6 protein-coding genes and 1 pseudogene are annotated in these 4487 nt (G+C 59.8%); 3 read left to right on the top strand and 4 right to left on the bottom strand.

Translation table 11 applies throughout. From position 1 onward, the window contains the following. Both NKH28_RS33985 and NKH28_RS33980 read right to left on the bottom strand, forming a co-directional pair. Positions 1 to 286 (bottom strand): TCP-1/cpn60 chaperonin family protein (locus NKH28_RS33985; RefSeq protein ID WP_352976219.1); only part of this gene is annotated, 286 nt, incomplete at its 3' end. A gap of 113 nt (positions 287 to 399) precedes the next feature. Further along, the gene (locus NKH28_RS33980; RefSeq protein WP_352542955.1) at positions 400 to 714 is read right to left on the bottom strand and encodes a co-chaperone GroES; all 315 of its coding nucleotides are present in this window, start codon (positions 712 to 714) and stop codon (positions 400 to 402) included. 492 nt (positions 715 to 1206) lie between these two features. Between NKH28_RS33980 and NKH28_RS33975 the strand changes: the two are divergent. From NKH28_RS33975 to NKH28_RS33965, 3 genes and pseudogenes are all read left to right on the top strand, one after another. Beyond that, a pseudogene (locus NKH28_RS33975) lies at positions 1207 to 1469 on the top strand (hypothetical protein). Further along, complete coding sequence (locus tag NKH28_RS33970) at positions 1466 to 1783, top strand: hypothetical protein (RefSeq protein WP_352542956.1); 318 nt, start codon at positions 1466 to 1468, stop codon at positions 1781 to 1783. Before NKH28_RS33975 ends, NKH28_RS33970 begins: the two are co-directional and overlap by 4 nt. A 143-nt stretch (positions 1784 to 1926) precedes the next feature. After that, positions 1927 to 2169 carry a hypothetical protein gene (locus tag NKH28_RS33965; protein WP_352542957.1) on the top strand — a complete coding sequence of 81 codons (243 nt, stop codon included), beginning with the start codon at positions 1927 to 1929 and terminating at the stop codon, positions 2167 to 2169. Positions 2170 to 2311: 142 nt separating this feature from the next. On the opposite strand, the gene NKH28_RS33960 is transcribed toward NKH28_RS33965, so the two are convergent. Beyond that, positions 2312 to 2938, bottom strand: a complete 627-nt coding sequence (locus NKH28_RS33960; protein ID WP_352981430.1) for a hypothetical protein — start codon at positions 2936 to 2938, stop codon at positions 2312 to 2314. 24 nt (positions 2939 to 2962) lie between these two features. Next, a complete protein-coding gene (locus NKH28_RS33955) occupies positions 2963 to 3976 on the bottom strand; it encodes an ABC transporter substrate-binding protein (protein WP_352981429.1) in 1014 nt (337 codons plus the stop codon). Positions 3977 to 4487: the final 511 nt, after the last annotated feature.

The following is a 4487-nucleotide window of genomic DNA, read 5'->3' as shown; positions in this document are numbered from 1 at the left end:
CAAGCACCGTGGCGGTGGTGGTGCCGTCGCCGGCAAGGTCGTTGGTCTTCGAGGCCACTTCGCGCACCATCTGCGCGCCCATGTTTTCGAACTTGTCGGAAAGTTCGATTTCCTTGGCCACCGTCACCCCGTCCTTGGTGATGCGCGGCGCGCCGTAGGCCTTGTCGATAATGACGTTGCGGCCCTTGGGGCCGAGCGTCACCTTGACGGCGTTGTTGAGGATTTCGACGCCGCGCAGCATGCGGTCGCGCGCGTCGGTGGAGAATTTGATTTCCTTGGCAGACATTTTTTATCCCGTCGAATTTGGAATGGAACGGTCGCCGCGCGGAACGCGCTGCGCTTGTTCTTTCAAATACTGGAGCGACCTTTGCGCGCCTTGAGGGACACGCGCCGCTCCAGTCAGGCGGCCTTCTTGGCTTCGACAGCTTTGTCGATGACGCCCATGATGTCGGCCTCCTTCATGATCAGAAGGTCCTCGCCGTAGATCTTGACCTCCGTGCCCGACCATTTGCCGAACAGGATCAGGTCGCCGGCCTTGACGTCGAGCGGAACAAGCGCGCCATTCTCGTCGCGTCCGCCCGGGCCGACGGCGATCACTTCGCCTTCCTGTGGTTTCTCCTTGGCATTGTCGGGAATGATGATGCCGCCCTTGGATTTGGTGTCGCCTTCGGCGCGGCGAATGACGACGCGATCGTGGAGTGGCCGGAATTTCATGGGGAACTTCTTTCTGGGGCCAGCATAGGCGGCCGCTACCCCTGATATAGGCGCGTTGGCACTCGATAGATAGGAGTGCCAGAATTATTTCTGGCCAATGGCCAAGAATTCGAATGATATAATTCGAGACGCCAGAAATTCGTTCGGATGTGAGGAAAACTTTCTGCCGGCTTGAATTTCGCGGATGCGGGTTATTATTCCAAAGATCAAGTAAAGGAGGCCGCGACCTTGTTTGGAACTCAATTGAGGCGCATAGGTAAAACTTGTTGATTTGGGTCGAGTTGGCTTTGTGTCAGAGCCCCGCCATTCACCACCGAATTCTCGAAAATGAGTGCATGCGCCGGTCCGGCGCACATCTCGTTCCGTTCGGATCCTGGAATGAAACCGACGCTGACCACGGATGTACTGGCAGCGTCGGGCATCGTCCCGGCGGTTCGAGTGGGACTGATACGGAAAGGCGCAGCCGCCCGTTTCCGCGGAAAGCCGCAATTCATGACCAGCCGCACCACAAATACAGTCGTTCGCTTCAAGTCGGCGTTTTCGCTGCCCGGCTTTGATACACCGCAACCGCCCGGAGAGTATCGGGTTGACCATGACGAGGAGGCCCTCGAAGGGACTTCCCAGATCGCATGGCGCCGCGTGGCCACCTTCATTCACCTCCGGCGATCACCGCGAGCGGTGCTACGCAGCAGATGGTGCCGATCGAACCGGCATTGCTTCAAGCCTCGCTGGAGCTGGACGAGAGACAATCATGAGAACCACAACCCTGATGCAACGCAACGCACGCCCAGTCCGCCGCGAAGCCGCAACGCATCTCTTTGCCGTCGGACAAGCTGTCCGGCTGAAGAGCGGCATCGGCACGTTTCCAAAGGCCGCGGAAATCTACCGCGTCACAGCAAGGCTCCCGCCGAGCGGAAATTCGCTGCAGTACCGCATCCGCAGCGACGTCGAACTTCATGAACGGGTGGCGATGCAGGACAGTCTCGAACCGGTCGACACTTCGCCCGGTGACAGCACAACGCTCATCGAAAGGATCTTCGAACGTGTCAAAGGGACAGAAATGGTTTAGCCGGAAGATCGGGAACCCGACGCAGGAGAAGGTCCCGCCCAAGCCTGAAAGCGTATTCGGCGCCCACACCAGAGTTGCAGCCGATATCAATGCCCTGCGCGGCAAGGGCAAGAACTGACGTAGCGACACGGGCACGGATGACGATGAAGATCGTGATCGAATTCTATCGCACCCGAACCTCGGACGATGCGCATGCCGTGGTCGGGCGCGAGACGGCGCAAGCGGCCAACCTCGACCATGCGCTCGAGATCGCCAGGCTTTTGGCCAAAACCTTGAACATGCCGCAGCGGCCGGACGCCATGACGATCGCCGACGCGAAGGGCGCAACGCTCTATTCCGGCGTTCTGGCCACGGAAGCGATCAATGAGGAAAGGCCAACGCCATGAGTGCCCGTAGCAACGAAACCGATCGGCAGTGCAACGCCGCCGGGCTTGCGGTCTGGGAAAATGAGGGTGGGACATCGGGACGCGACTTCGCGGACCGTCAATATGGCCGCCGCGTCGAGGCGGATCGGTCCTGGACCGTCTGTCATGTCTTCAGCGGAATTCCGGCGCTGATCGACGTGGTGCCATGACCGGCCTCAGCCGGTCGGATGCGACGCGCAGCATGTTGTCCCTCAATCAGCGCAATGCCGAGTGCCAGAGGGCGTGGGTTGCGGCGCCGCCAATTGCCCCACACGAGGCAGCGGCGGTCAATCATGACGCTCTCCTTCCCAAACCCCAGCCGCAGATTCGATGAAGTGTGCGATTTTCGGTAGGTAGGCCCCGAATCACGAACGTTCTGATAACACCGGAATGTCGCCTCCTGGAGCAAGCGACCAACGCAGTGCCGCAGTCGAGAACGGCTAGCACCGTCGTTGCGGCCAATATGGAGGTCGCCAGCGGAATGGCGCTCACGTTTGCGACATTTGTTGCCGTGTGGTTGCTGTTGATGGAAACGGCTGCTCCCACGAAACAGCAGTCCTCCAGAGACAACTAATATCTGCAGGCTGGTTGCTGCCACCATCCGGCCGCGTTGGTCGCCGCGAAAATCGCGCAGCGACACGCGCGTCCCGTCCTGCGATGTCAACGTGATGTCCTGAGCCAGTCCGATTGTCGGCAGGCGCTCGTCCTTCGGCGCGTCGTGCTCACTCGCCCGCGCTATGACCAGCGCCAAGGCGTGACTGCGTCTGCTAGGGTCTCAGGCCTTCAACTCGCGTTTGAGCTCCTCGAGGAAACGCCAGTCCGTTCCGTTGGACAGGATTTGTTGCGGGCTCGACTTGATCATGCCGGTCTCCTGCATGCGCAGCGCATAGAAGCGCACGCTGTCTTCGGCGTCGAACACGCGCCACTTGTCGTGCTGAGCACCGTTCAGCGTCCCAAGCGCTTCGTCATAGTTGGGTAGAAAGCCTCGGTCGACGAGCTGCTGTGCCGCCAACGACGGATCAGAAGCGCACAGGTCAGCGGATTTGAGAATGGCGCGCAACACCCGCTTCGTCGCGACCGGGTATCTGCTCACGTAGTCCGCATTGCCGGCAACCATGCAGCAAAAGTATTGCGACCACGGGCGGTCGGTCCCGTTGTTGACGATCGTATGGCCGATCTTCCGGGCGTGCAGGATCTGCGGTTCGGGCGGACCTGCCATGTAGGCATCGACCTTGCCGTCGATGAACATTTGCATTGGGGCTTGTTCACCCTCCACCCACTCGATATCGTGCATGGGATCAAGCCCGACATAGTTGGCCATGAGAGCCGTCAGGATGTGAGGATGCGACTCCACCGACCCTCCCCCGACGCGCTTTCCACGCAGATCCCTGATGCTGCGGACGCTGTCGTTGCCGATCAACTCGAAGCAGCCGGAATGCACGCCGATCAGCACTTTCACCGGCACGCCGGCGTCGATGGACCTAATGTGCATCGACGGCATGTTCATGTCGAAATCGATCAGGCCGGCGGAGAGCCACTTGGAATTGTCGATGTGGGTGTCGCCTTCGACATATTGGATATCGGTGAAACCGTCGGCGCGCAGAAGTTCTCCGGCAAGGTAGATGGACGCCCAACAGTAAGCGCCTCCGACCCACTGCCCCAAGCGGACGGTTGTCGTTTCCAGAGCAGGCTCCCCGGCCGCACTGGATGTGCGAACATTGAAGAGCCCGGCACCGCCGATCGCCGACAGGCCGGTCAGGAATATGCGACGATTCTGCATTAGCTTCATCGGGACGCTCCTTTGGCAAATTGATCATCCCTAGGAATCAACCAAATAACCCCAATAGAGGACGGACAATGCGTGAGCGCGCCGAGTAATCGCGAGTTGGAGCACGCCCTGTTAAAGGCGGGAGTCTTCTCGTTCTTCAGTCGCTGGCCAAGAACGCTTTCAGCCAACGATTAACGACCATACGCCTTCTCAACGTTCGTGGCGAGGGCAATGCTCTCAGCCAAGGCCAAGCCCTTTTACGGAACCCTCGTACCTTCCAGGGCGCTGACAAAACGGATCCATCGGGTAATTGCCAAAAGGCGCCTTCTCGAACCAATTCGAGACGTTCGAGTTCATCCCACGTGACGACTGGATCGGGTCCAAAGTTCGCGTTGGCAGAGGGCTGGCTTGCGCCACGGACGCTGCACCCAGTTGTGTGCGTCAAGTTCTGCAAAATGGCGTGGCATTGCGGTGACGTCGGCGTGTCCGCCGCGCAGCCCCCGTGTTTAGCGGAGCGGCGGACACATGACGG

Origin of the sequence: Mesorhizobium sp. M1227, from assembly GCF_040318315.1 — a bacterium.
Classification (GTDB): domain Bacteria; phylum Pseudomonadota; class Alphaproteobacteria; order Rhizobiales; family Rhizobiaceae; genus Mesorhizobium.
The sequence above is the reverse complement of the archived record's forward strand: the minus strand, read 5'-3'. Positions and strand labels throughout refer to the sequence as shown.